This is a genomic window from Bacillus sp. SIMBA_005 (assembly GCF_046535585.1).
Taxonomy (GTDB): Bacteria; Bacillota; Bacilli; order Bacillales; family Bacillaceae; genus Bacillus; species Bacillus pumilus.
The window spans coordinates 1-271 of the sequence record NZ_JAWRWI010000412.1 but is presented as its reverse complement, the minus strand read 5'-3'; the positions used below and the strand labels follow the sequence as shown (position 1 = coordinate 271).

Here is a 271-nt window from a genome sequence, read left to right as displayed (position 1 = left end):
CTCCGTTGCATCGTCTGTTTTATCTCCCTGTATCCCAGTTCGATTTCCCAGCGATGACTGTACAGATCCCCCATTTCTCCTCCGGGGAAGCGCATGGCGTCCGTCATCGACGTCAGCAGATGGCAGACTTTTCCTTTGCGCGTCACGGTCAGCAGGCGGGCAGTCACTTCATTTCCCAGTCCCGGCCACTTTTTTCGTGCCTGCGGGCTGGTTTTCAGCTTCACCAGATGATCGCCTTTACCCAGTTTTCTGATCTCTTCATATTGCGCTC

1 protein-coding gene is annotated in these 271 nt (G+C 54.2%); it reads right to left on the bottom strand.

Translation table 11 applies throughout. The features are described from left to right. On the bottom strand, positions 1-271 hold a 271-nt coding region (locus tag SB660_RS20675; RefSeq protein WP_410584222.1), incomplete at both ends, for a transposase.